Source organism: Nocardioides sp. NPDC101246 (genome assembly GCF_044767415.1).
In the GTDB taxonomy this organism is placed as follows: domain Bacteria; phylum Actinomycetota; class Actinomycetes; order Propionibacteriales; family Nocardioidaceae; genus Nocardioides.
In genome coordinates, this window is sequence record NZ_JBIWNX010000017.1 from 55919 (window position 1) to 77656 (window position 21738).

Sequence of the window (21738 nt, forward strand, 5' to 3'; positions counted from 1 at the left end):
CGGGGGGCGGGCCGGCCGCGCGCCCCCCGCCCCCCCCCCCCCGGGGCGGCCCCCGCCCCCCCCCCCCCCGGGGGTGGGGGGGGGGGGGGTGGGGGGGGGGCGGGGGGGGGGCCCGGCCCCCCCCCCACTACCCTGCCGTCGTGGTTAAACTAGAGTAAGTAACTCTTATTACTCTGGGAGTGTTGGTCATGCCGGTCGGCAACTTGTTCACCCGTCGCAAGCGCGCTGTTGTCGCGACGGTGGCGATGAGCGCTCTCGCGGTGACCGGCCTGGTGCACGAGCCGGCCGCCGTGGCGGCGGGCCCGTCGCGTACGCCTGCGCTGGAGCGGCCCGTGGAGAGGCCGAACCTGCTGATGGTCACGGTCGATGACCTCTCTTCCCTCGACATGGACTACCTGCCGCGGGTGCGGAAGCTGGTCGAGCGGACCGGGGTCGCCTTCTCCGAGGGGATCGCGCCGACGCCGATCTGCGTGCCGGCGCGGGCCTCGCTGCTGACCGGGCAGTACGCCCACAATCACGGCGCGCGCACGATCGAGGGGCCGTACGGCGGGTATCAGGCCTTCGACGACTCCTCGACGGTGGCCACCTCGCTGCAGGACGCGGGCTACTCGACGATCCTGGCGGGGAAGTACCTCAACGGCTACGGCGAGGGTGCGACCCGCGACGACGTGCCGCCCGGGTGGGACCAGTGGCGTGCGACCGTCGACCCGTCGACCTACAACTTCCGTTCGCCGAAGTTCAGCGTCAACGGCAAGATCGTCAAGTCCAAGGGCTACTCCTCGACCGTCATCACCGAGCACGCGAAGGCCGGGATCGCGGCCGAGCGCGCGACCGGGAACCCCTGGTTCACCTGGGTCAACTACGTGGCGCCGCACCACGGCGGGCCTTCCGGGCCCGACGATCCGAAGAAGATCTACCCGGGCACCGATGCGGCGCTGTCCGTGACCGTGCCCGACACCCAGGACCGCGGGTTCTACGACAACGTGCAGATCCCGGCGCGCCCCAACCTCTTCCCCGAGGACACCTCCGGCTATGCCAAGGGCTCGCCCGGGCGCGGGAAGTTCAACCCGCGGAAGAAGGACGCCCTCCGGATCGCCTACCAGCGCCGCCTCGAGGCCATTCGCAGCCTGGACCGCAACATCGCCTCGCTCCTGGGCGGGCTGAAGAAGAGCGGTGAGCTGAAGCGGACGCTGGTCGTCTTCACCTCCGACAACGGCTTCTCCAACGGCTACCACAACCTCAACGGCAAGCTGTGGCACTACGACGAGTCGCTGCGGATCCCGGTGCTGATGAGCGGCCCCGGGGTGCCGCGCGGGCGGACGGTCCGGACCCCGGTCACCAACCCGGACATCGCCGCGACCCTGCTGGCGGCGGCCGGGGCGCGCGCTCCCGGCCCGCTGGACGGGATCGACATCATGCCGTGGCTGAGCGCCCCCGAGCAGGTCCGCGCGATCCCGGTCGCGGGCTGGCGGGTCACCGACGGGAGCAGGCAGCTGTGGTCCGGCGTCCGGGTCGGCTCCTGGACCTACGCCCGCCTGCACACCGGCCAGGTCGAGGTCTACGACCGCTCCTCGGACCCCTATGAGCAGCACAACCTCGCCGCGGACCCCTCCGCCGCGCAGACCGTGAAGGCGCTCGCCAGCCTCGCCGACCGCTATCAGGCCTGCGCCGCCTCGACCTGCCCGAAGGACCTGTACGCCGCCGGACGGGCGCTCGATCTGGAGGCGCTGTGACGCGCGTCGGCGACCTCGAGCGCGAGGCCGCGCGGGCGCGGCTCGTGGAGGCGTACGCCGCGGGGCGGATCGACGCGCCCGAGCTGGAGTCACGCGCCGAGGCGGTGTGGGGCGCGGCGAGGTCCGCCGACCTCGCCGCGGTGGTCGACGACCTGGGGGAGGAGGAACCCGTCTCCTCGCCCGGGGCGGGCCGGCGCTTCGTACGCGATGTTCTGGTGTTCCTGATCTGCGGTGCGATCGCCGTGGTGGCGTGGCACGTCACCGGCCGGGGGTTCTTCTGGCCGGTGTGGGTGCTGGTCTACACGGGGCTGCCGCTGCTGCGCCTCTGGCGCGACTAGGACTGCTTCGTCGACTGCTTGGCCGACTGCTTGGTCGACTGCTTGGTGAGGGTGTCGGCCGGGACGTTGCCCGACTCGATCTCTCGCGCCAGCTCGGAGATGCGTACGCCGCTGGCGGCCCACCTGCCCGCGCGCTCCTCGTGGATGGGGGTGAAGCCGCGGCGCACCTCGACTGTCCAGTGGCGGCCGAAGACGACCCGGGCGCCGATGGCGAAGGGGAGGATCGCGAGCAGGATGAGAAGCTCGATGCCGGTCAGCAGCATGACCACGACGGCCACGCCGATGATCGGCAGCGCGATGATGAGCCAGAGCACCATGAGGATCGCGCTGATCGGATCGTCGCCCGAAGGCGCATCGACGGGGACGTCGAATCCGTCGAGACTCAGCCGGCGGGACTTCCGCTGCCAGGGGACCCAGCGGCGGGTGATCCGGTAGGTCTGTCCGGCCGGGGTGCGTACCTTCACGGCGCTCAACCTAACGGCGCGTCTCAGTTAGCGGTTGTAAACCTCACACTTTGTGGTCACCGCCACTCCATCGGCCTAAGGTTCGATTCATGAACGACGCCGCTCGCGACGACTCGTTGCGCCTTGCCCAGCCGGCGGATGCCCATTCCCAGGCCGAGTGGGAGGCGGCGACTGCTGCCGTCCTCCGGAAGAGCGGTCGGCTGTCGGCCGACGACGCCGACTCGCTCGTCTGGGACAAGCTGACGCGCACCTCCCTCGACGGACTCAGGATCGCCCCGCTCGGGCTGCCGGAGGAGTCCTTTGCCGACGCGGCACGTCCCACGCGCTCCGGCGCCTGGGACATCCGCTCCCTCGTCTCCGGTCTCTCGGGGGTCGACGCCAAGACGGCCAACGAGGCCGCCCTGGTCGACCTCGACGGCGGGGTCTCCTCGCTGTGGGTGGCCGCCGACGAGACCACCGACCTCGCGGTGCTCCTCGACAAGGTGCTCCTCGACCTGGCGCCGATCGTGCTCGACGCGCCGATCGGCGCGGTCAAGGTCGCCCAGAACCTGCTCGCGCTGATCGCCGAGCGTGGCGCCGGGCTGCACGCCGGGACCAACCTGGGTGCCGATCCGATGGGCGCGCTGCTGCGCGACCTGCCGCTGGCGCCCGACGAGGCGTTCGCCGAGCTGGTCGACCTCGCCCGTCTCGCACAGGGGATCGGCGTGCGCGCGATCGTGGTGGACGCCACGGCGGCGCACGATCTGGGCGCGTCCGACGTGCAGGAGCTCGGCTGGTCGATCGCGGTCGGCGTCGCCTACCTGCGCGCGCTGACCGAGGCGGGGTTCTCGCCCGCCGTCGCGGCGAGCCTCATCGAGTTCCGGTTCGCGGCCACCGACGAGCAGTTCCCGACGATCGCCAAGCTGCGGGCTGCCCGGCAGCTGTGGGCACGAGTCCTCGAGCTCTCCGGGGCCGAGGGCGTGGAGATGCGCATCCACGCGGTGAGCTCGCGGCCGATGCTGTCGAAGTACGACCCCTACGTGAACATGCTGCGCGGCACCGTCGCCGCCTTCGCCGCCGGCGTCGGCGGCGCGGACGCGGTGACCGTGCTGCCCTTCGACTCCGCCAACGGCGTCCCTGACGGGTTCGGGCGACGGATCGCCCGCAACGTGTCCCACCTGCTGATCGACGAGTCCCATGTCGCGGCCGTCGCGGACCCCGCCGGCGGCTCCTTCGCCGTCGAGCAGCTGACCGCCGACATGGCCGCCGCCGGCTGGGAGGCGTTCATCCAGCTCGAGGAGGAATGGACCGGGGCCAACGCCGTCGGAGGCCACGACTTCTCGCCCTTCCGCGACCGGATCGCCGCTGTCTCGGCCGCGCGGGAGAAGGCGATCGCCCGCCGCAAGCGGCCGATCACCGGGCTCACCGAGTTCCCCAACCTCGCCGAGACGCTGCCCTCGCGGCCGAGCGATCCTCTCAACGAGCGGGTCGTGCGCTACGGCGCCTCCTTCGAGGCCCTGCGGGACACCCCAGCCACCGCCAAGGTCTTCCTCGCCACCCTCGGCACGGTCGCCCAGCACACCGCCCGGGCGACCTTCGCGACCAACCTGCTCGCCGCTGGAGGCATCGGCGTCGAGGTCGCGGGTGCGACCGCGGACGCCGAGGAGCTGGCCGGGAAGTACCGTGCGGCCGGCACGCCACCGGTCGTCTGCCTGGCCGGATCCGACAAGACGTACGCCGAGTGGGGCGCGGCCGCGATCGCGGCCCTCCGCGAGGCCGGCGCCACGCACGTGATCATCGCCGGGAAGCCCGACGCCGTCGACGCCGAGGTGGACGACGCCGCCTCGATGGGTGTCGACGCGCTCGCCTTCCTGACCGCTACGAGGGAGAAGCTCTCATGACGATTCCCGGATCCTTCAGTGGCATCCCGCTCAACGGCGGGGGCGCGACAGGCCCGTCCGCCGAGGCGACCGGTGCGGGCTGGCTGAGCCCCGAGGGCATCGAGATCCAGCCGGCGTACGGGCCTGCGGACCTCGAGGGTCTCGACGCGCTCGACACCTTCCCCGGCCTGAGCCCGTTCCTGCGTGGGCCCTACCCGACGATGTACACGACCCAGCCGTGGACGATCCGGCAGTACGCCGGGTTCTCGACCGCGGAGGAGTCCAACGCGTTCTACCGCCGCAACCTGGCGGCCGGCCAGAAGGGCCTGAGCGTCGCCTTCGACCTGGCCACCCACCGTGGCTACGACTCCGACCACCCGCGGGTGCGCGGCGACGTCGGCATGGCCGGCGTCGCGATCGACTCCATCTACGACACCAGGACGCTGTTCGACGGCATCCCGCTCGACGAGATGTCCGTCTCGATGACGATGAACGGTGCGGTGCTGCCGGTGCTGGCGCTCTACATCGCCGCGGCCGAGGAGCAGGGTGTCGCGCCCGAGAAGCTGGCCGGGACCATCCAGAACGACATCCTCAAGGAGTTCATGGTCCGCAACACCTACATCTACCCGCCGGCGGCGTCGATGCGGATCATCGGCGACATCTTCTCCTACACCGCCGCGAAGATGCCCCGGTTCAACTCGATCTCGATCTCCGGCTACCACATGCAGGAGGCCGGGGCGACGGCCGATCTCGAGCTCGCCTACACCCTGGCCGACGGCGTCGAATACCTGCGCACCGGTCTGGCCGCCGGCCTCGACGTCGACGCGTTCGCGCCGCGGCTCAGCTTCTTCTGGGCGATCGGGATGAACTTCTTCATGGAGGTCGCCAAGATGCGCGCGGCCCGTGCGCTCTGGTCCCGGCTGGTGAGCCAGTTCGACCCGAAGAACCCCAAGTCGCTGTCCCTGCGTACCCACAGCCAGACCTCCGGCTGGTCGCTGACCGCCCAGGACGTCTTCAACAACGTCGGCCGCACCGCGATCGAGGCGATGGCCGCGACCCAGGGTCACACCCAGTCGCTGCACACGAACGCGTTGGACGAAGCCATCGCGCTGCCGACCGACTTCTCGGCCCGCATCGCCCGCAACACCCAGCTGCTGCTGCAGCAGGAGAGCGGCACGACCGAGATCATCGACCCGTGGGGCGGCTCCTACTACGTCGAGAAGCTCACCCACGACCTCGCCGAGCGCGCCTGGGCCCACATCCAGGAGGCCGAGGCGGCCGGCGGGATGGCCAAGGCGATCGAGCAGGGCATCCCGAAGATGCGCATCGAGGAGGCGGCCGCCCGCACCCAGGCGCGCCTCGACTCCGGTGCCCAGAAGCTGATCGGCGTCAACACCTTCCGGCTCCCCTCCGAGGACCCGCTCGACGTGCTCAAGGTCGACAACGACCAGGTCTACAAGCAGCAGCTCGCCAAGCTCGAGCGGCTGCGTGCGGAGCGCGACGACGAGGACGTACGCCGGGCCCTGGAGGCCATCACGAACTCTGCCGGTGCCGAGAAGTCCGGGGCGAACCTGGAGGGCAACCTGCTCGCCCTGGCCGTCGACGCGGCCCGGGCGAAGGCGACCGTCGGCGAGATCTCCGACGCGATGGAGAAGGCATGGGGCCGGCACCAGGCCGTCATCCGTACCATCTCCGGTGTGTACCGGGATGAGGCGACGACGTCGGGTGACTCGAAGGTGGCCGACGTGCTGAAGGCGACCAAGGAGTTCGAGGAGGCCGAGGGTCGCCGGCCGCGCATCCTGGTCGCGAAGATGGGCCAGGACGGCCACGACCGTGGCCAGAAGGTCGTGGTCTCGGCCTTCGCCGACCTCGGCTTCGACGTCGACGTAGGCCCGCTGTTCTCCACGCCCGAGGAGGTCGCGCAGCAGGCGGTCGACGCCGACGTACACATCGTCGGGGTCTCGTCGCTGGCTGCCGGTCACCTCGCACTGCTCCCCGCGCTGAAGGCGGCGCTGGAGGAGCAGGGGCGCCCGGACATCATGATCGTCATCGGCGGGGTCATCCCGCCCGACGACGTGGCCACGCTCGAGCAGATGGGCGCGGCCGCGGTCTTCCTGCCGGGCACCGTCATCGCCGACTCCGCCATCGACCTGCTCGGTCGTCTGCGGGAGCAGCTCGACCACTGACACTCCCGCCGCGGTATGTCCTCGCCGGGGGCGTTCGGCTCGTCTAGCCTCAGAGCTGTGACGGACCTACGCCCCGGGCGGGCATCCGGGGACGGGCTGGTGAGGGTCGGCGCCTACGAGCTCCTCACCAAGCTCGGTGAGGGTGGCATGGGAGTCGTCCACCTGGCCCGCCACGAGGAGACCGGCGAGCGGGTGGCGCTGAAGGTGCTGCGTACGCATGTCGTGGGGGACGAGGAGACCCGTGCCCGGCTGGAGCGTGAGGTGCGGTCGCTGCGGCAGGTGCGCAGCCCCTGGATCGCGGAGGTCGTCGACGCCGACCCCTACGCGGACCTGCCTTACGTCGCGACCCGCTACGTGCCGGGGCCGACGCTGCACGACCGGATCAAGGACGACGGACCCGTCGTCGGTGAGGACCGGTTCTGGCTGGCACGCTGCCTGGCCGGCGGGGTCGCGGCCTGCCACGACGCCGGCGTGCTGCACCGTGACGTCAAGCCTTCCAACGTCGTGATGGAGGGGCGTACGCCGGTGCTCATCGACTTCGGGCTGGCCCGGGTCGCCGACGATCCCAAGATCACGCTCACCGGCTGGCTGGTCGGCACCCCGGGCTATCTGGCGCCGGAGATCCTGGAGGGGACGCCCTCGACGCCGGCCAGCGACGTGCACTCGTGGGCGGCCACGACGGCCTACGCGCTGACGGGGCGACCTCCGTTCGGGACCGGTCCCTCGATGGCCGTCCTGGATCGCGTACGCCGCGGCCAGCACGACCTCGACGGCATCGACGGTTCGATGCGGGAGGTCCTGACGGCGGCGCTGGCGACGGATCCCGCGGACCGGCCGGGCCTGGAAGAGCTGCGGGAGTGGCTGATGGAGCCCGAGGTGCCGTGGTCGGGAGGCGATGCCTCGGCGGTCACCGAGGTGCTGCCGGTGACGATGCCGCTGGCCGCCGCACCCACGGGCGCCGAGCTGAAGCCGACGCTGGTCGATCCGGACGCCGCCGACGATGCGATGACGGAGGTGGAGGAGGTGCCGCCGACAGCGGTGACCGACGCCGACGTGCCGGCCGAGCCCCTGGTGGTGCGCAGGTTCGACCCGCAGGCGCCGCCACCGGCTCCGTCGCCCGAGCCCGGGTGGAGCCCGCCCAGCAAGCACGCCAACCTCAAACGCTGGCCGGGTCCGATGCACTTCCTGATCCTGGTCGCGCTCGCCGCGATCCTCGCCGGGGTCGTGGCTGCGTACCCGTTCCTGGGAGCCGGTCTGCTCGGCCTCGGCGTCTGGCTGCTGCGGGCGACGTCGCTGGCCGCCGACCACCTGGCCAAGCGCCGGGAGGCACGCGGGCGGAAGTGGTACGACGGGCCGTGGGCGCTGGTCCGCTCGCCGTGGGACCTCTTGCGCGCCGTCCCCGGCACGGCGGCGCTGACCGCGCTGACGGGAGTGATCGCGGCCGCCGTCGCGGTCGGATGCCTGGGTCTCGGCGTACCTCTGACAGCGGTTCTCTACGCCGCCGCGATGACCTTCATGGCCGCGGCCTGGCTCGCCTCGCAACGGGTCCGCGACACGGTCGGGCCGGTCGCCCGTGCCGCCTCCTCGCCGTGGCAGCGCTGGGTCGTCGCCGTCGTCGGCCTGGCGATCATCGCCGCCGCCGTCGCCTGGTACGCGGTGCAGATGGGGGTCTCGTGGGTGCCGCTGGACGACGGGCGAGCGGGGCGGCTGCCCGACGCCGTCCGCGACGCCCTGTGGCGCGCTCGCTGACATCGTCGCGCGATTGGCTAAGGTGCTGGCCATGCCAGGGCCCGACGTACAAGACCTTCTCGACGGCATCAGCGACGGCAAGCGGGCGGCGGTGTCACGGGCGATCACCTTGGTGGAGTCGACCAAGCCCCAGCACCGCGACATCGCGCGCGAGCTGCTCACCAAGCTCCCGGCGGGCGACACCGTGCGGGTCGGCATCTCCGGGGTGCCGGGGGTCGGCAAGTCGACCTTCATCGAGGCGCTCGGCAGTCGGCTGACCGCCAACGGCCTCAAGGTCGGGGTGCTGGCGGTCGACCCGTCCTCGGTACGCACCGGCGGCTCCGTCCTGGGCGACAAGACCCGGATGGCCCGGCTGAGCGTGGACCCCAACGCCTTCATCCGGCCCTCCCCGTCCGCCGGCACCCTCGGCGGGGTCGCCAGGGCGACAGTGCAGGCGATGGCGGTGCTGGAGGCGGCCGGCTACGACGTGGTGCTGGTCGAGACCGTCGGCGTCGGGCAGTCCGAGGTGACCGTGGCCGGGATGGTGGACACGTTCCTGTTCCTCACCATCGCGCGCACCGGTGACCAGCTGCAGGGGATCAAGAAGGGCATCCTGGAGATCTCCGACGTGATCGCGGTCAACAAGGCCGACCCCGACGACCCCCACCGTGCCCAGGAGGCCCGCGCTGCCGCTCGCGAGCTCGCCGGAGCGCTCCGGCTGGTGCGCTCGCGTGAGGAGTGGGCGCCGCCGGTGGTCACCGCCTCGGCGCTCCACGACGACGGGGTCGACTCGGTCTGGGAGCAGGTGATGGCCCACCGTGCCCACCTCGGCAAGGACGGGCTGCGCACCAAGCGCGCCGAGCAGCAGCTCGACTTCACCTGGGCGCTCGTCCGAGACGAGCTCGACCAGCGGCTCAAGCACTCCGTAGGCGTCAAGGCGATCCGCGACGAGGTGCGTGACGAAGTGCTCTCCGGGGAGCTTCCGGCGACTGTCGCGGCGGACAGGATCCTCGCCGCCTACGACAAGGATTAGTCTGACAAGACCATGCTGGAGCCTGCTGCCTTCCTCGCCGAGCGAGTCGATGCCTACGACGCCGAGCTGACCGACCTGCGCCGGGACATCCACGCGCACCCGGAGCTGTCCTGGCAGGAGCATCGCACCACCGAGCTGATCGCCGAGCGACTGGAGAAGGCGGGCTGGCAGGTCGACCGGCCCTCTGCGACCGGCCTGATCGCCGACCTGGGCCAGGCGGACCGGGTCGTCGCGCTGCGCGGCGACATGGACGCGCTGCCCGTCGACGACGTCACCACCGACGTCTGGACGAGCACCGTCCCCGGCGTCGCGCACGCCTGCGGCCATGACGTACACACCACGGCGCTGCTCGGCGCCGGCCTCGCCCTGGCCGACCTGCATCGCGAGTCACCGCTGCCCGGTGGCGTACGCCTGCTGTTCCAGCCCGCCGAGGAGGTCATGCCGGGCGGGGCGCTGCACCTGATGAGCCTGGGCGCGCTCGACGACGTGGAGCGGATCTTCGCGCTGCACTGCGACCCGACCGTCGACGTCGGCCGGGTCGGGATCCGCTCCGGCGCTCTGACGAGCGCGGCCGACCTGATCGACGTGCACCTCAGCGGCACCGGCGGTCACACCTCCCGCCCGCACCTGACCGGCGACCTCGTCTTCGCGCTCGCCAAGGTGACCACCGAGCTGCCGGTGATCCTGAGCCGCCGGATGGACCCCCGGGCCGGCGTGAGCGTGGTCTGGGGCAAGGTGACGGCCGGCCAGATCCACAACGTGATCCCCGCCCACGGGTCCGTCGGAGGCACCGTGCGGATCCTCGACAGCGACGCCTGGAGCGAGGTCGAGCACGTCGTACGCGAGGTCGTCGCCGAGATCATCGCGCCCTACGGAGTGACGGCCGCGGTCGACTACACCCGCGGTGTCCCGCCGGTCAGCAACGACGAGGAGTCCCACCAGATCCTCGTCGAGAGCGTCCGCGCCGTTCTGGGGGAGCGGGGTGCCGTCGTCTCCGCGCAGAGCCTCGGTGGCGAGGACTTCGGCTGGTACCAGGAGCAGGTCGCCGGCTCGATGTTCCGTCTCGGCGTACGCACCCCCGGCGGCCCCACCTACGACCTCCACCAGGGCGACCTGCGCATCGACGAACGCGCGGTGGGCGTCGGCGCCAAGGTACTGGCAGCCGCCGCCCACCGCGCGCTGGTCTAGCCCGGGCTAGCCCTTTCGGTACGGCACCCCGTCTGCCGCAGGGGCACGCGAGTGCCCGACGAGGCCGGCGACGGCGAAGATCGTCACCACGTACGGCAGCATCAGCATGAACTGCGACGGCACCGGAGAGCCGATCACCGAGAGCACGGACTCGACGTTGGACGCGAAGCCGAAGAGCAGCGCCGCCAGGGTCGCCTTGATCGGGTCCCACTTGCCGAAGATCACCGCGGCCAGCGCGATATAGCCCGCGCCGCCGGTCATCTCACGACCGAAGGACGGCACCGAGACGAGCGTGTAGGTGGCCCCGCCGATGCCCGCGATCGCGCCGGCCAGGAGCACGGTGCGGTAGCGGGTGGCGATCACGTTGATGCCGACGGTGTCCGCCGCCTTCGGGTGCTCGCCGACCGCGCGCACGCGCAGGCCCCACTTGGACCGGTAGAGCGCCCAGGCGATGAGGAAGACGGCGGCGTACATGATGTAGACCAGCACCGTCTGGCGGAAGAAGATCGGGCCGAGCACCGGGATGCCGGACAGCAGCGGGATCTCCAGGCGCGGGAAGTGGGGCGGGTTGTTGAGCGCCGCGGCGTTCTCCGAGAGGACCTGGGAGAACATGAAGCTGGTGAAGCCGATCACGAGCACGTTGAGGACGACACCGACGATGACCTGTTCGACCCAGTAGGTGATCGCGAAGAGGCCCAGGAGCAGCGCGACCAGCATCCCCGCGACCATCGCGGCCACCAGGCCGGCCCAGGGGCTGCCGGTGATGGAGGCGACGATCGCGGCGCCGAAGGCACCGAAGAGCAGCTGCCCGTCGATGGCGATGTTGACGACGCCCGACCGCTCACCGAGTACGCCGCCGAGCGCACCGAACACGAGCGGCACCGCCAGCGCCAGCGCGCCGGCGAGCAGGCCGACCACGGGAAGCGTCTTGCCCGCGACCGCCCAGGCCAGGAACCCGGACACCGCGATGACGGCGAAGGCCGCGACCAGCCACAGGGGAGTCTTGCGGCCGGCGCGAGCGGTCCATGCCGCGTACGCCGTGCACAGCAGGCACAGCAGCACGGCCGTCCAGACGACGGCGTTGGCCGGCAGCGTGATGTCGGGGATGGCGAACCAGTCACCGTCGCGGCTCCACCTGAAGGTGGAGTCGCCGGTGCGAGGAGCCAGGATGACGAGCAGCGCCACCAGCACGGTGAACACCGCCATGACGATGGGCGTCTTCCACAGGCCCGGGATGCGCTCGGCGACGACTGGTTCGTCGGAGTCGACCGGAAGATCGGCAACGGACATGGTCCTCAGGCCTCCTTCGTGGGGAGTCGGAAGATCGCCTTCACCAGGGGCGGCGCGGCGAGGAACAGCACGATCAGGGACTGGATCACCAAGACGATGTCGACCGGGATGCCTTCGGAGGCCTGCATGAAGAAGCCGCCGGACTTGAACGCGCCGAACAGGATCCCGGCGGCCAGGATGCCGAACGGGCGCGACCGTCCCAGCAGCGCGACCGTGATCGCGTCGAAGCCGATTCCGGCGTCGAGGCCGCTGGTCGCGCCGTCGGTCACCGAGCCGAGCACCTGGTTGACCCCGGCCAGTCCGACCAGGGCGCCGGAGATCAGGAAGGCGCTGAGGTAGGCCGCCCCGACGTTGATGCCGGCGGCCTTCGCGGCCGAGGGGTTCTCGCCCACCGCGCGGAAGCGGTAGCCGAGCGAGGAGCGGTTGAGGATCCACCAGACGAGGAGTGTCGCCAGCACCGCGAGCAGGAACCCGGCATGCAGGTTGAACTGCGGCCCGAGCAGATCCGGCAGGATCGCCGACTCCGGCATCGGCGAGGACTTGGGGTTGCCCGACCCGGGCGCCTGGAGCAGCGACTTGCGGGTCAGGGCGTAGAAGACCAGGTAGTAGCCGACGTAGTTGAGCATGATCGTCACGATCACCTCATGAGCACCGGTGAGCGCCTTGAGGAGGCCGGCGATGCCGCCCCACAGCGCGGCGGCGAGTGCTCCGGCGAGGATGGCCAGCGGCAGGTGCACGATCATCGGCAGGTCGAGCCGGACCGCCACGAACGCGGCGGCGGCGCCACCGAGCAGCATCTGGCCGCGACCGCCGATGTTGAAGAGCCCGGCGCGGAAGGTCAGGCCGATGCCGAGCCCGGCCAGCGTCAGCGGCGCGGCGAACTTCAGCGTCTCGGTGATCGGCTTGATCTGCTGGGTGAACGTCCCGGCCAGGTCGTTGTAGACCGCACCCCGCCACAGCGAGACGTACGCCCCCGAGATGGCTTCCCACGCGTAGACGAACGTGTCGGAGGGGCGGGCGAAGAAGTAGGAGAGCCCGTAGCGGACGTCCTCGTCGGTGAAGAGGATCATCAGCGACCCGACGAACATCGCGAGCACCACCGAGAGCACCGCGACCAGCGCGTTGCCCGTGGTGATCTCGCGCATCGCCAGGTGCCAACGGCTCGCCTCGGGTACCCGGTCGGCGTCGGAGGACGCCTTCACCTCATCGACCGACTCAGTCAGCTCGGTCGGCCCAGTCGGCTCGGTCGGCTCGGTCGTCTCGGCCGGCTCGTTCTCCGGCCCCTTCTCACTCACGACTCAATCCCTTCAGGAGTCTCGCCGGCCATCATCAGGCCGAGGGTGTCGCGGGAGGTGTCGGCGGGCACGATGCCCACGACCCGCCCGCGGTAGAGGACCATGATCCGGTCGGCGAGGGCGGCGATCTCGTCGAGCTCGGTGGAGACCACGAGCACCGGGACACCGGTGTCGCGCGCGGCCACGATCTGCTGGTGGATGAACTCGATCGACCCGACATCGACGCCGCGCGTCGGCTGTGCCGCGACGAGAAGTCGCAGGTCACGTGAGAGTTCTCGGGCGACGACGACCTTCTGCTGGTTGCCGCCCGACAGCTGCCCGGCCAGGGTCGAGACCCCGGGGGCGCGTACGTCGTACTCGGCCAGCTTCTCCTTGGCGAAGGTGTCGAGCTTCTTGAGGTTCAGCGATCCGCGGGAGACGAAGGGCTCGTCGAAGCTGCGGTTGAGCATGAGGTTCTCGGAGATGGTGAAGTTGCCGACCAGGCCCTCGACCTGGCGGTCCTCGGGGATGAACCCGATGCCCGCCTCGAGCGCCTTGCGGACCGAGCGGCCCACGATCTCGCGGCCGTCGAGCTTGATCGAGCCCTCGACGTGCGGAGCCAGGCCCACCATCGCCTCGGTGAGCTCGGTCTGGCCGTTGCCCTGGACACCGGCGACGGCGAGGATCTCACCGGCGTCGATGTGGAAGCTGATCGAGTCGACGTTGACATAGCCGTCCTCGTCGACCACCGTGAGGTCGGAGACGACGAGCGCGCGCTCGCCCGGCTGTGCCGGGTCCTTGTGTACCTTGAGCTCGACCGGGCGCCCGACCATCAGGGCCGCGAGCTCGGCGTTGGAGGCCTCCGGTGAGGCCTCGCCGACGACCGCGCCGCGGCGGATGACCGTGATCCGGTCGGCCACCTCGCGCACCTCGCGCAGCTTGTGGGTGATGAACACGATGCCCGTGCCGGACTCCTTGAGCTGGCGCATGATCGTCATCAGCTCATCGGTCTCCTGCGGCGTCAGCACGGCGGTCGGCTCGTCGAAGACGAGCACCTCGGCGTCACGCGAGAGCGCCTTGATGATCTCGACCCGCTGCTGCACGCCGACGGGGAGGTCCTCGACGAGCGCGTCGGGGTCCACCTGGAAGCCGAAGCGGTCGGAGATCTCCCGGACCCGCCTGCGGGCGGCGTCGAGGTCGAGGCGACCGGCGAAACCGGTGGACTCGTGGCCGAGCATGACGTTCTCGGCGACGGTGAAGACAGGGATGAGCATGAAGTGCTGGTGCACCATGCCGATGCCGGCGGCCATCGCATCGCCGGGGCCCTTGAAGCGCTGCGGTTCGTCGTCGATGAGGATCTCGCCCTCGTCGGCCTGGTAGAGGCCGTAGAGAACGTTCATCAGCGTGGACTTGCCCGCGCCGTTCTCACCGAGGAGGCAGTGGATCTCACCCGGCTCGACGGTCAGGGAGATGTGGTCGTTGGCGACCAGGGAGCCGAAGCGCTTGGTGATGTCGCGAAGCGCGAGTCTCATGGCACGGATCATTCCTTGCAGGTGGAGAAATTCCGAAGGTACGTGGCGAGGGGGCCGGGTGCATCCGGCCCCCTCGTCGTAGTGGCCCCGACGGGCGGGACCACCGGGTTGGTCACTCCGCCAGGTAGGAGTTGACCTTGATCGAGCCGTCCTTGATGCCGGCGGTGACCTCGTCGATCTCGTCGGGGAGGGTCTCGGAGACCTTCGACTCGAAGTTGTGGAACGGCGCCAGGCCGACCCCGTCGTTCTCGAGCGTGCCGACGTACGGCGTCGCGTCGAACTTGTCCTCACCCGCGGCGAGGATGACGTCCTTGGTGGAGGTCTTCATGTTCTTCAGGATGGAGGTGAGCACGACGTCCTGGGTGTTCGGGTCGGTCTCGTAGAAGTCGGCGTCGACACCGATCAGGGCGACGTCCTTGCCGGAGTCGGCGATGGCGGTGAGCGCACCCTGGTAGATCGGGCCGCCGACCGGCAGGATCACGTCGGCGTTCTGGTCGATGATCTGGCGGGCGGTGTTGGTGGCCTTCTCGTTGGCGACGAACTCGCCGGTGAAGGAGCCCTTCTCGCCGCCCTCGTAGCCGACGACCTTGACGTCCTTGTTCTTCGTCTTCGCGTAGTACTCGACGCCCTGCTTGAACCCGTCCATGAAGATCGTCACGGTCGGGAACGGCTGGCCGCCGTAGGTGCCGACGACGCCGGTCTTGGTGTAGTCGGCGGCGACGTAGCCGGCCAGGAACGCGGCCTGGGCGGTGTCGTAGAGGATCGGCTTGATGTTCTCCGCGTCGGTCTTGCCGTCGAAGTCGGCGTCGGCCGCGTCGTCGATCAGGACGTACTCGGTGTCGGGGTTGGCCTTGGCCGACTCGATGGTGGCCGCCGAGAGCGCGAAGCCGACGGTCACGATGGTGTCGCAGCTCTGTCCGACGAGACCCTCGAGGTTGGCGGCGTAGTCGTTCTCGCTGTTGGACTCGACGTCCTTGTACTTCGAACCCAGCTCGTCAGCGGCCTCCTTCACGCCCTCGAAGCTGAGCTGGTTGAACGACTTGTCGTCGAACCCGCCCGAGTCGGAGACGATGCAGGGAAGGTAGTCGCTGTTGCCTTCCCCGGCGCGCTCGGCCGGCGCCTCACCGCCGCACGCGGCGAGCGCGGCAGCTGACAGGACCGCGGCGAAGCCGCCGGCGGCGGCCTTCTTGATGTTGTTCTTCACTGGTGCCTCCAGGTCGTTGCTCCGCGGAACGCGGCGCAAAGGACATTCATGTCCGAACGCTCTCCCCAAAGACCGAGCATTGCCAGGGATTACGCGAACGGTTACCAACTTTTGATCTGGACGAAGCCTAAGCCGCCTCGTTTGCGCTCGGTTGTCCGGACAGGCTTTAAGGTCGAACCATGACCGAGAAGCAGACGTACGCCGCAGAGGGCTTTGACTGGGAAGGCCTGCGCACGCAGGCCGTCGAGGCCGCAAAAAATGCGTACGCGCCCTACTCCAACTTTCGTGTCGGAGTGGCCGGATACGCCGACGACGGGCGGCTCCTCCAGGGCTGCAACGTGGAGAACGCGGCCTACGGAGTGACCCTGTGCGCCGAGTGCGGGCTGGTCTCCTCCCTGCACATGACCGGCGGCGGCCGTCTCACCCACGTCGTCTGCGTCAACGGCAGTGGCGAGGTCATCATGCCGTGCGGCCGCTGCCGACAGCTGCTCTGGGAGAACGGCGGCCCCGAGCTGCTGCTGATGACCGTCTCGGGTGTGAGGCCGATGTCCGAGGTCCTTCCTGACGCCTTCGGTCCGGAGGCGCTGGCCTGATGCCTAGGGTGGTACCCATGTCACAGCATGATGCGGTCGAGGTGATCCTCGCCAAGCGCGACGGCGGCGAGCTGAGCGACTCGCAGATCGACTGGATGATCGCGGCCTACACGGCCGGGGTCGTCGCTGAGGAGCAGATGTCGGCGCTCAACATGGCGATCCTGCTCAACGGGATGTCCCGGCGCGAGATCGCGCGGTGGACCGCGGCGATGATCGCCTCGGGAGAGCGGATGTCGTTCGACTCCCTGGCCCGGCCGACCGCCGACAAGCACTCCACCGGCGGCGTGGGCGACAAGATCACGCTGCCGCTGGCGCCGCTGGTCGCGGCGTGCGGGGTGGCGGTGCCGCAGCTGTCCGGCCGCGGGCTCGGTCACACCGGTGGCACGCTCGACAAGCTCGAGTCGATCCCCGGTTGGCGGGCGTCGCTGTCCAACGAGGAGATGCTGGCGCAGCTCGGTTCCGTCGGCGCGGTGATCTGCGCGGCCGGTGAGGGGCTGGCCCCGGCCGACCGCAAGCTCTACGCGCTGCGCGACGTCACCGGCACCGTCGAGTCGATCCCGCTGATCGCCTCCTCGATCATGTCCAAGAAGATCGCCGAGGGCACCGGGGCGCTGGTGCTCGACGTCAAGGTCGGCGCCGGGGCGTTCATGAAGACGCTCGCCTCCGCGCAGGAGTTGGCGCGCACCATGGTCGACCTCGGCACCGACGCGGGCGTCAACACGGTCGCGCTCGTGACCGACATGGCCACCCCGCTCGGCCTGACCGCCGGCAACGCGATCGAGGTCACCGAGTCCGTCGAGGTCCTGGCCGGCGGCGGGCCCGCAGATGTCGTCGAGCTCACCGTCGCGCTCGCGCGGGAGATGCTGGCCGCCGCCGGCGTCTCCGGCCCGGACCCCGCCGACGTACTCGCCTCCGGCAAGGCCATGGACACCTGGCGGGCGATGATCTCGGCGCAGGGCGGTGACCCCACGGCGACGCTGCCGGTCGCCCGCGAGACCCACGTGATCACCGCGCCGACCGCTGGCGTGCTGACCCGGCTCGACGCAATGGCCGTCGGGCTCGCGGCCTGGCGCCTCGGCGCCGGGCGGGAGCGCAAGGAGGACGCCGTCCAGGCCGGTGCCGGCGTCACCTGGCACGCTCGTCCGGGCGACTCGGTCGCTGCTGGTGCGCCGCTGTTCACGCTCCACACCGACACCCCCGAACGCTTCGAGCGCGCGCTCGCCGCGCTGGAGGGTGGCTACGAGATCGGGGACGGGGCTGCGTACGCGGCGACGCCGCTGATTCTCGACCGGATCGCCTGACTCGACCAGCGAACGGCATGGATAACCCGTCGCTCTCGAGGGTGGCGGCACGTCAGACTTCGTACATGAAGATCGTCAAGCCACCCAAGGCCGTCGCGGGCGACAAGGTCGCCGTCCTGTCACCCTCCTTCGCCGCGCCGGGGGTGGGGCCGGCGATCCACGAGCAGGCGCTGGCGCGGTTGACCGAGGTGACCGGGCTGGTGCCGGTGGAGTACCCGACGACCCGGAAGCTCGGCGCGACCCCGCAGGAGCGCGCGGCCGACCTGAATGCCGCGTTCGGCGACCCCGAGATCCGGGCGGTGCTGGCGACCATCGGGGGCGAGGACCAGATCACCGTGATCCCGCACCTCGACGCGGACATGGTCCGAAAGGACCCGAAGCCGTTCCTCGGCTACAGCGACAACACCAACCTGCTCAACTGGCTGTGGACCAACGGCGTCGCGGCGTTCCACGGCGGCTCGACCCAGGTCCACCTCGGGCCGGGCCCGGGGCTCGACCCGATCCACGAGGCCTCGCTGAAGGCGGCGCTGCTGACCGGCGAGCGGCTCGAGATCACCGAGCCCGGGGAGTCCGAGGACATCGGCCGCGACTGGAACGACCTGCGCGCGCTGACCGAGTACGGCGAGCGTGAGGCGACCGAGCCCTGGACCTGGGCCGGGCCGGCCCGCGAGGTGACCGGCCGCACCTGGGGCGGCTGCATCGAGATCCTCCAGTGGGCGCTCACCGCCGGACGCTTCCCGGCCGACCCGGGGGTGGTGGCGGGTGGCGTACTCCTGCTGGAGACCTCCGAGGAGCTCATCCCGGCGCAGGAGTTCGGCTGGATCGCGCGCTCGCTGGGCGAGCGCGGGCTGCTCGAGGCGATCGACGCGGTGGTCGTGGCTCGCCCGCCGACGTCCGACTTCGAGCGTCGCCCGAGCGCTGAGGAGCGCGCCGCCAAGCGCGCCGAGCAGCGCGACGCGGCGATCGAGACCGTCGCTCGTTACAACCCCGACGCCGTGGTCGTCGTCGGCCCACCGTTCGGGCACACCCGACCGCAGTGGATCCTGCCCTACGGTGGCCAGATGACCGTCGACGGCACGACCCAGCGTCTGTGGGCCGACTACTCCTGAGCGGGGCTCAGGCCTCCAGCAGGAGCACGACCGACTCGGCGACACATGCGGGCTTGGCCGAACCCTCGATCTCGATCGTGGTCTTCACGACGAGCTGGAGGCCGGTGGGGAGCTCGGTGACCTCGCCGAAGGTGATGACCGGACGGATCCGGGAGCCGACCAGGACCGGGGTGGGGAACCGGACCTTGTTGAGGCCGTAGTTGAGCTTCGCGCCCGGCGTCTCCAGCGAGTAGACACTGACACCGAGGTAGGGGATCAGCGACAGCGTCAGGTAGCCGTGGGCGATGGTGCCCCCGAACGGTCCCTCCTTGGCCCGCTCCTCGTCGACGTGGATCCACTGGTGGTCGCCGGTGGCGTCAGCGAAGGCGTTGACGCGGTCCTGGTCGACCTGGAGCCATTCGCCGGTGCCGATCTCGGTGCCTGCGGCGTCGGATACTTCTTGGAGAGTGGTGAATGTACGCACCCCCGGAATCTAGCGGCATACGGAATAATGGGCCCATGGAACCGTCCGACATGCAGATCAAGGCCGCCCCGAAGGTGCTGCTCCACGACCACCTCGACGGTGGCGTACGTCCCTCGACACTGGTCGAGCTCGCCGCTGAGGTGGGCCACCGGCTGCCGGAGGGGACCCAGGACGATCCGGTCGCGCTGGAGGAGTGGTTCGTGACCAGCGCGGACTCGGGGTCGCTGGAGCGCTACCTCGACACCTTCGCGCACACCCTCGCCGTCATGCAGACGCTGCCCGCGCTGACGAGGGTGGCGCGGGAGTGCGTCGAGGACCTCGCCGAGGACGGCGTCGTCTACGCCGAGGTCCGCTGGGCACCGGAGCTGCACCTGGCCAACGGTGGCGAGCTGGAGGAGGTCGTCGCGGCAGTACAGGCCGGGTTCGACGAGGGCATGGCGAAGGTCGCGGCGAGCGGTCGGAAGATCGTCGTACGCCAGCTGCTCACCGCCATGCGGCAGGCCGCCCATGCCACCGAGATCGCCGATCTCGCGGTGGCCTGGCGTGACCGCGGCGTCGCCGGGTTCGACATCGCAGGCCCGGAGAAGGGCTTCCCGCCGAGCCGGTTCCTGGCGGCGTTCGAGCAGCTCGCCGCCGACAACATGCGGTTCACCATCCACGCCGGCGAAGGGTTCGGGCTGCCCTCGATCTGGGAGGCGGTGCACCCCTGCGGCTGCGACCGGCTCGGGCACGGCGTACGCATCGTCGACGACATCACCCTCGAGGAGGGCGAGGCGCCGCGGCTCGGCCGGCTCGCCGCGTACGTCAGGGACCGGCGGATCCCGCTCGAGCTCTGCCCTCGCTCCAACGTGCAGACCGGGGCGGCGAAGTCGATCGCCGAGCACCCGATCGGGCTGCTCTACGACCTCGGGTTCCGAGTCACCATCAACACCGACAACCGGCTGATGTCACGGACCTCGATGTCGGCGGAGATGGCCGGCATCGTGGAGGCCTTCGGCTGGGGGCTGCCCGAGCTCCAGCGGCTGACGACCAACGCGATGAAGTCCGCGTTCCTGCCCTACGACGAGCGGGTCGACCTGATCCACGAGATCAAGGACGCGTACGCGGCCCTGTGAGCCGTCCGATGGCGACGTAGCCGTGCTTCGGGTAGACCGCGGTGCAGCCCTTGGCGACCGCGTCCGCGACGACCTGCGGCTGTGCGCGCATCAGCGCCAGGCCCCGCTTGACCAGCACGAACGGTGGCTTGCGGCGCTCGCGCAGATCGCGGGTGAGCCGGCGCCAGAAGGTCACCGTCGGTGAGTGGGTGACGCAGTAGGCGACGGCCAGCAGGCCCGCGTCGCGGCACCCGGCCACGATGTCCTGGGCGAAGATCCCCTCGGCGACGAAGAACTGCGCGTCCCCGAGGGTCAGCGACTGCCAGCCGGTGCGGCCGTCGTGGGCGATGTCGTAGACGGGTACGTCGGCGGTGCCCGTCTCGCAGAGCGCCGTGATCGCCTTCATCGCGTCGTCGGGATGCCAGGAGTCGGGGTGGTCCCAGTCGACCAGGCCCGCGTTGGGGCCCTCGGTGATCCGGGGGAGCGAGGGGTCGGAGCCGTCCTTGTAGAAGTCGTCCAACCTCAGGACCGGCAGGCCGAGCCGCTCGGCCAGGCGGGACTTGCCGGCGCCCGATGGGCCGGCGAGGACGATGACCTGAGCGCGCACCGGAGCATTCTCGCCTGTGCCGGGCCGAAGTCAGTAGCCGGCGCCGGGAGCCGACCCCGCCAGCAGCGCGCGCGAGCCCGAGACCCCGAGCCTGGTCGCCCCGGCGGCGATCATCTGCTCGGCCTGCTCCATGGTCCGCACGCCGCCCGAGGCCTTGACGCCGAGGTCGGGGCCGACGGTCTCGCGCATCAGCTCCACGGCGTGGACGCTGGCGCCACCGGCGGGGTGGAAACCGGTGGAGGTCTTCACGAAGTCCGCGCCGGCGTCGACGGCAGCGCGACAGACGCCCACGATCTCGTCGTCCTCCAGCGCGGCGGACTCGATGATCACCTTCAGCACCGTCGGGGCCGGGGCCGCGGCGCGCACGGCGGCGATGTCGGCCTCGACGTCGGCGTAGCGCTTCTCCTTCGCGGCGCCGATGTCGATGACCATGTCGATCTCGTCCGCACCGGCCTCGACCGCCGCCGCCGCCTCCGCGGCCTTGACGGTGGAGAGGTGCTTGCCGCTCGGGAAGCCGCAGACCACGGCGACCTTCAGGCCGGCCGGAACAGTGACCGGGAGCATCGACGGTGAGACGCACACCGAGTAGGTGCCGAGCTCGGCGGCCTCAGCGATCAGCGCGTCGACATCGGCGCGGGTCGCCTCGGGCTTGAGGAGGGTGTGATCGATCAGCTTCGCGATCTCTGCGGGGGTAGGCACAGGCTCAGCATATGCACCTACCGCGCGAAGGCTAAGGTTTGCG

General features: G+C 70.5%; 19 protein-coding genes. 11 read left to right on the forward strand and 8 right to left on the reverse strand.

The window, feature by feature from the left end:
• The first annotated feature begins 188 nt into the window (after nucleotides 1-188).
• Nucleotides 189-1733 carry a sulfatase-like hydrolase/transferase gene (locus ACIRON_RS25890; protein ID WP_402996862.1) on the forward strand — a complete coding sequence of 515 codons (1545 nt, stop codon included), beginning with the start codon at nucleotides 189-191 and terminating at the stop codon, nucleotides 1731-1733.
• Entirely contained in the window at nucleotides 1730-2071 is a 342-nt protein-coding gene (locus ACIRON_RS25895; protein ID WP_402996864.1) for a DUF1707 domain-containing protein, read from the forward strand. The genes ACIRON_RS25890 and ACIRON_RS25895 overlap by 4 nt, the downstream gene beginning before the upstream one ends.
• On the opposite strand, the gene ACIRON_RS25900 is transcribed toward ACIRON_RS25895, so the two are convergent.
• Nucleotides 2068-2535 carry a hypothetical protein gene (locus tag ACIRON_RS25900; RefSeq protein WP_402996866.1) on the reverse strand — a complete coding sequence of 156 codons (468 nt, stop codon included), beginning with the start codon at nucleotides 2533-2535 and terminating at the stop codon, nucleotides 2068-2070. The genes ACIRON_RS25895 and ACIRON_RS25900 overlap by 4 nt on opposite strands.
• Nucleotides 2536-2624: 89 nt before the next feature.
• Here ACIRON_RS25900 and ACIRON_RS25905 point away from each other — a divergent pair, with 89 nt between their 5' ends.
• Genes ACIRON_RS25905 through ACIRON_RS25925 form a run of 5 tightly spaced genes read left to right on the forward strand, consistent with a single transcriptional unit; the run spans nucleotide 2625 to nucleotide 10529 of the window.
• Nucleotides 2625-4415 (forward strand): methylmalonyl-CoA mutase family protein, encoded by a 1791-nt coding sequence (locus tag ACIRON_RS25905; protein ID WP_402996868.1) that lies wholly within the window; start codon nucleotides 2625-2627, stop codon nucleotides 4413-4415.
• Complete coding sequence (gene scpA, locus ACIRON_RS25910) at nucleotides 4412-6580, forward strand: methylmalonyl-CoA mutase (protein WP_402996870.1); 2169 nt, start codon at nucleotides 4412-4414, stop codon at nucleotides 6578-6580. The genes ACIRON_RS25905 and scpA overlap by 4 nt, the downstream gene beginning before the upstream one ends.
• Nucleotides 6581-6637: 57 nt before the next feature.
• A complete protein-coding gene (locus ACIRON_RS25915; RefSeq protein ID WP_402996872.1) occupies nucleotides 6638-8329 on the forward strand; it encodes a serine/threonine-protein kinase in 1692 nt (563 codons plus the stop codon).
• A 13-nt stretch (nucleotides 8330-8342) separates the two neighbouring features.
• A complete protein-coding gene (meaB, locus tag ACIRON_RS25920) occupies nucleotides 8343-9341 on the forward strand; it encodes a methylmalonyl Co-A mutase-associated GTPase MeaB (protein ID WP_402996874.1) in 999 nt (332 codons plus the stop codon).
• 12 nt (nucleotides 9342-9353) lie between these two features.
• Nucleotides 9354-10529: an amidohydrolase gene (locus tag ACIRON_RS25925; protein WP_402996876.1), complete on the forward strand. Its 1176-nt coding sequence runs from the start codon at nucleotides 9354-9356 to the stop codon at nucleotides 10527-10529.
• 6 nt (nucleotides 10530-10535) lie between these two features.
• Here ACIRON_RS25925 and ACIRON_RS25930 read toward each other — a convergent pair whose 3' ends face one another.
• The 4 genes from ACIRON_RS25930 to ACIRON_RS25945 all read right to left on the reverse strand — a co-directional run bounded on the left by ACIRON_RS25930 (nucleotide 10536) and on the right by ACIRON_RS25945 (nucleotide 15829).
• Nucleotides 10536-11819 (reverse strand): ABC transporter permease, encoded by a 1284-nt coding sequence (locus ACIRON_RS25930; protein WP_402996878.1) that lies wholly within the window; start codon nucleotides 11817-11819, stop codon nucleotides 10536-10538.
• A gap of 5 nt (nucleotides 11820-11824) precedes the next feature.
• Nucleotides 11825-13114 (reverse strand): ABC transporter permease, encoded by a 1290-nt coding sequence (locus tag ACIRON_RS25935; protein WP_402996880.1) that lies wholly within the window; start codon nucleotides 13112-13114, stop codon nucleotides 11825-11827.
• A complete protein-coding gene (locus ACIRON_RS25940; RefSeq protein WP_402996882.1) occupies nucleotides 13111-14625 on the reverse strand; it encodes an ABC transporter ATP-binding protein in 1515 nt (504 codons plus the stop codon). The genes ACIRON_RS25935 and ACIRON_RS25940 overlap by 4 nt, the downstream gene beginning before the upstream one ends.
• 112 nt (nucleotides 14626-14737) lie before the next feature.
• On the reverse strand, nucleotides 14738-15829 hold the full coding sequence (locus ACIRON_RS25945; RefSeq protein ID WP_402996884.1) for a BMP family protein: 1092 nt from the start codon (nucleotides 15827-15829) through the stop codon (nucleotides 14738-14740).
• Between the two features lie 179 nt (nucleotides 15830-16008).
• On the opposite strand from ACIRON_RS25945, the gene ACIRON_RS25950 reads away from it, so the two are divergent.
• The 3 genes from ACIRON_RS25950 to ACIRON_RS25960 all read left to right on the forward strand — a co-directional run bounded on the left by ACIRON_RS25950 (nucleotide 16009) and on the right by ACIRON_RS25960 (nucleotide 18832).
• A complete protein-coding gene (locus tag ACIRON_RS25950; protein WP_402996886.1) occupies nucleotides 16009-16422 on the forward strand; it encodes a cytidine deaminase in 414 nt (137 codons plus the stop codon).
• Nucleotides 16423-16439: 17 nt separating this feature from the next.
• Entirely contained in the window at nucleotides 16440-17723 is a 1284-nt protein-coding gene (locus ACIRON_RS25955) for a thymidine phosphorylase (RefSeq protein ID WP_402996888.1), read from the forward strand.
• 65 nt (nucleotides 17724-17788) lie between these two features.
• Nucleotides 17789-18832, forward strand: coding sequence for a S66 peptidase family protein (locus ACIRON_RS25960; RefSeq protein ID WP_402996890.1), 1044 nt, complete (start codon nucleotides 17789-17791; stop codon nucleotides 18830-18832).
• A gap of 7 nt (nucleotides 18833-18839) precedes the next feature.
• Here the strand turns inward: ACIRON_RS25960 and ACIRON_RS25965 are convergent, their stop codons facing one another.
• Nucleotides 18840-19295: a MaoC family dehydratase gene (locus tag ACIRON_RS25965; RefSeq protein ID WP_091052783.1), complete on the reverse strand. Its 456-nt coding sequence runs from the start codon at nucleotides 19293-19295 to the stop codon at nucleotides 18840-18842.
• Between the two features lie 35 nt (nucleotides 19296-19330).
• On the opposite strand from ACIRON_RS25965, the gene ACIRON_RS25970 reads away from it, so the two are divergent.
• Nucleotides 19331-20410, forward strand: a complete 1080-nt coding sequence (locus ACIRON_RS25970) for an adenosine deaminase (protein ID WP_402996892.1) — start codon at nucleotides 19331-19333, stop codon at nucleotides 20408-20410.
• On the opposite strand, the gene ACIRON_RS25975 is transcribed toward ACIRON_RS25970, so the two are convergent.
• Together ACIRON_RS25975 and deoC are read right to left on the reverse strand one after the other, a co-directional pair.
• On the reverse strand, nucleotides 20385-20996 hold the full coding sequence (locus tag ACIRON_RS25975) for a uridine kinase (protein WP_402996893.1): 612 nt from the start codon (nucleotides 20994-20996) through the stop codon (nucleotides 20385-20387). The two genes, ACIRON_RS25970 and ACIRON_RS25975, sit on opposite strands and share 26 nt — an antisense overlap.
• 30 nt (nucleotides 20997-21026) lie before the next feature.
• Nucleotides 21027-21695 carry a deoxyribose-phosphate aldolase gene (gene deoC, locus ACIRON_RS25980; protein WP_402996895.1) on the reverse strand — a complete coding sequence of 223 codons (669 nt, stop codon included), beginning with the start codon at nucleotides 21693-21695 and terminating at the stop codon, nucleotides 21027-21029.
• Nucleotides 21696-21738 lie beyond the last annotated feature (43 nt).